Source organism: Pinirhizobacter sp., from assembly GCF_035317885.1.
Classification (GTDB): domain Bacteria; phylum Pseudomonadota; class Gammaproteobacteria; order Xanthomonadales; family Rhodanobacteraceae; genus Pinirhizobacter.
In genome coordinates this window covers 1-3814 of record NZ_DATHFX010000282.1, presented here as the reverse complement: position 1 = coordinate 3814, position 3814 = coordinate 1, and the positions used below count along the sequence as shown (strand labels likewise).

Annotated in this window: 4 protein-coding genes; 1 reads left to right on the top strand and 3 read right to left on the bottom strand. The window is 64.9% G+C overall.

Annotated elements, in window-relative coordinates:
- Positions 1 to 179, top strand: a 179-nt coding sequence (locus tag VK519_RS09125) for a DUF1345 domain-containing protein (RefSeq protein ID WP_324349207.1), incomplete at its 5' end; no start/stop codon positions are given.
- Between the two features lie 317 nt (positions 180 to 496).
- On the opposite strand, the gene VK519_RS09120 is transcribed toward VK519_RS09125, so the two are convergent.
- From VK519_RS09120 to VK519_RS09110, 3 genes are all read right to left on the bottom strand, one after another.
- Positions 497 to 1927, bottom strand: coding sequence for a family 4 glycosyl hydrolase (locus VK519_RS09120; protein ID WP_324349205.1), 1431 nt, complete (start codon positions 1925 to 1927; stop codon positions 497 to 499).
- A complete protein-coding gene (locus VK519_RS09115) occupies positions 1905 to 2852 on the bottom strand; it encodes a carbohydrate kinase family protein (RefSeq protein WP_324349204.1) in 948 nt (315 codons plus the stop codon). Before VK519_RS09115 ends, VK519_RS09120 begins: the two co-directional genes overlap by 23 nt.
- Positions 2831 to 3814: APC family permease (locus VK519_RS09110; protein ID WP_324349203.1), on the bottom strand; the 984-nt coding region annotated here is incomplete at its 5' end. The genes VK519_RS09110 and VK519_RS09115, both read right to left, overlap by 22 nt.

Below are 3814 nucleotides of genomic sequence, written 5' to 3'. Positions count from 1 at the left end.
CGGACTACTGGGACTTCCTGTACTTCGCAGCCGTCATCGGCATGTGCTTCCAGGTGTCCGACGTGCAGATCGCCGACCAGTACCTTCGCCGCACGGCATTGGGGCAAAGCGTGATCGCCTTCTTCTTCAATGTGGTGATCGTCGCCATCACCGTCAACGTGGTGGCCAGCCGCGCCTGAAACTGGGCATCCAGGGGTCGAGGGTGCCACGCTGCCGCCCTATTCAGCCTGGGTGGTCGCCCTTGGGCAGTAACACCAGCATCGGAGTAAAGTCCATGCCATCACAACCAGAGGAAATGTGCGATGAGTAAAAGCCTCGATTCAAAGAAAAGCGAGAAGAAGAAGCCCGCCAAGACCATGAAGGAAAAGAAGGCCGCCAAGGACGCGAAGAAGGCCGCCGCGCGCTAGTTGAGGGTGTCACAGGGCCCTGCCGCCGGAAGGCGGCAGGGCTAAGACTTGGCCCCAACGCGCAACGGCGACGACCTCATCCGCACGCTTCACGCTGAAGGACGCGCCACCGACCAGGGAATCCTTCCTTCGCACAGGCATTCGCCGTCGTCGTGTGCGTGGCCGAACAGACCCTCGAGCAAATGTTGGGAGGGCGACCATTCGCCGACGGCGGGGTGGATCAGCATGGCCTTGCGTGCTGCCAGCCAATCGCCTGATAGAGAAGCATCGATAACGGCACGTTCGTAGGCTTTCACCGACTGGACCATGCCGAGTACGGCATCGGGCAGGGGATCGGTGGCTTCCGGGGTAATGGTGTTCCGGTCGATGTGCGAGGTGATCTCCACGATGTCGCCGTCGGGCAGGCCCGGGATGGCGCCCTGGTTGCGCGTATTCACCACGATGGAGGCGGGCCTGGCGCCGGTAAGGGCGCTCATCACGTCGATGGCGATGCGGTGGTAGCCGGAGCTGACGCGGAACGGATCGCCATCAAGCTCCACGCCTTCGTCGAACGCCGAACCGCCTTCAGCCTCAAGCTTCATGTAGGAACCCGACCGCTGGTTGAGGTACGCGGCATAGGCCTGCACAGCGCCCTGGCCATCGCCGGCATTGAGTCTGGAAGTAAGGGTGTCGATCAGGGCGACGTTGAGCCGTTCGATCTCGGCGCCCCGGCTGGCGCCCTGGCTGCGTTGGTTGGCCAGGGCACGCTGCCGCTCGTAATAGAAGAAGAGGTACTCCGTGGGTATCAGGCGCAGCGCCCGGATCATGCGTACGTCGAACAGCGGCGCCAGGTAAAGCTGGCGGAGCAGCGTTTCGTCATCGAGCAGGCGGTCGAACACATCCTGGCCGTTGTGCCACACGCCGCGTACCCAGCCCAAGTGGTTCAGGCCCACGTAGTCGCAGATCACGTCCTCGTTGGGTAACCCCAGCGCTCGGGCGATGTTGTGGAAGAGTTCGGTGGGGGTATCGCAGATGCCCACGATGTTGGCCCGGGTATGATTACTCACCGCCTGGGTAATGAGGCCCGCCGGATTGGTGAAGTTCACAAGCCAGGCGTCGGGGCTGAGCCGTTCCACCAGCCGGGCCTGCTCGATCGCCACCGGCACCGTGCGCAGTGCCATGGCGATGCCGGCGGGGCCGGTGGTTTCCTGCCCCGGGTAGCCGCGCGCGATCGCGGCCATTTCATCGGCGGCGCGCCCGGCGATGCCGCCCACGCGCACGCTGTTCAGCACGAACCGCGAACCTTCGATGGCTTCTTCGATGCTGCTGGCGCCGCGCACGCGCAGGTCGCCGCCGAACTCGGCGACGATGGCCTGCCCCAAGGCCACCATGATCGCAAGCCGCGTGGCATCGGGGTCCCACAGCACCATTTCTTCGGCGCCCAGCGCCTGGGCCACCTCGTTCACGCCATAGACCACCAGCGGCGCACGCACGCCGCCGCCACCGATCAGGGCAACTTTAGCGTCGGTAGGTTTGCTCATGAAAACTCCCAAGCTGATGAATATCTGGCAGCCCCGCCAGCGCGCCTGCTTCGGTCGCGCATAACGCGCCGCAAATGCAGGCCCGCTCCAGGCATGTGTTGAGATCGCGCCCGTCGAGCAGGGCGTCAATGAAACCCGCATCGAAGGCGTCGCCGGCGCCGGTGGTGTCGCGAACGTTTACCCGCGGCGGTTTTACCCGCCATAGGTGTTCGCGATCGATGCCCAGTGCGCCCTCGGGTCCAAGCTTCAGCACACCATGGCCGAAGCCCTCCTCGCGTACGAACGCGGCGTACGCATCGTCGTGCCCGCCATCCAGTAGCAGGCCGCACTCTTTCTGGTTCGGCAGGAAATAGTCCACCTCCAGGCAGGTATCGCGGTTCACCGGATTGGAAAGCCATTCCGGGCTGAAACCGACGTCCAGCGATGTCGTGCAGCCAGCGCGTTCCAGGCGCGGCAACAGTCTCTGCGCGATGGTTCGTTCCAGGGGCAGGGCAAAGTGAACGTGGCGGGCGGCACACAGATCCGCGATGACATCTTCATCGGTCAATAGCTGGCCCAGGTCTGTGTTGGCGCCTTTGTAGGTAAAGAATCCACGGTCGTCGGCCATGGACGCGCTGGCGGTCACCCCCGTGCCCGCCGGGTGGGCACGCAGGTTCTGCGTGGAGACGCCGAAACTGCCCAGTCGCGCGGTAAACCACGGCAGGTCGATGGCACCGACCAGGCCGAACAGGTGCACGCAGCGCCCCAGCCGCGCCAGGCCACAGGCGGTATTCACGGTGCCGCCGCCGGGCTCTCGCACATAGCCACGCGAAAGCACTTCCTCGCCTGGGCGTGGCCAGGATTCCAGGCCGGAAAAGACGTGGTCGATATACACCTCGCCCACGACGGCGACATCGAAGGCCTTCATGGATGTCGGAAGGGCCATGAATGCTCCCGCTTGGCCTGGATCAGGAAGACGACGCTGCCACCCAGGAGTGCCAACGCGCCAGCCGCCACGTGCTTCGGCTGGCCGGTCGCGACGATATACAGCCAACCCGCCACGCTGATGACGATCGGCAACGGGTACAGCGGCATCGAGAATGCATGCGGGTCGCGGTCCGGGCGGCGGCGAAGAAGCACCACGGCAAAACACTGCGCGATGAACTGGAACATCACCTGCACCAGGATCAGCACCGCGATGAGATCGCCCAGCGGCAGCAGGCAGGCCAATGCCGAGGTCACGCCCACGAACACCAGCGACACCGTGGGGAAGGCGCCGCGCGGGTGCAGCCGTCCGAACACGGCGAAGAACTGGCCGCCGCGGGCGGCTGTGAACGGCACGCGGGAGTAACCCAGCAGCACCACCAGCGCCGATGCCCAGCTTGCCACCAGGATCACCACCACCGCCGTGGTACTGCCGGCGCGGCCGTAGATGGCTTGCATGAAATCGGCCACCACCGCCTTCGACTGCGCCGCCACGTTCCACGGCAGCACGCCAAGGATGGTGATGTTGAGCCCGAGGTAGAGCACCGCCACCAGCGGGATCGAACAAAGCACGGCAAGGGGTATGTTGCGGCGGGGCTCTTTCATCTCGCCGCCGAGCATGCACACGTTGTTGTAGCCGCCGTAGTCGTAGACGGCGATCAGCGCCACTGCGCCCAGGCCCAGCCAGAAGCCGTGGGGGTCGGAATTTCCCATGTTGAGGAAATTCCCGGCCAGGCGCGCGTCGAAGTGCAGCACGCCGCTGGCGACGATCCAGGCACAGGCGCCCAGTACCAGCACGGTGATCAGGATCGAGAGCTTCTGCACCGAACCCACGCGCCGGTACAGCAGGGCGGTGTTGACCAGGCACAACACGGCGGCCACGGCCGATTGCTGCCAGGCCACCATCGAAGGAACCAGGAAGGC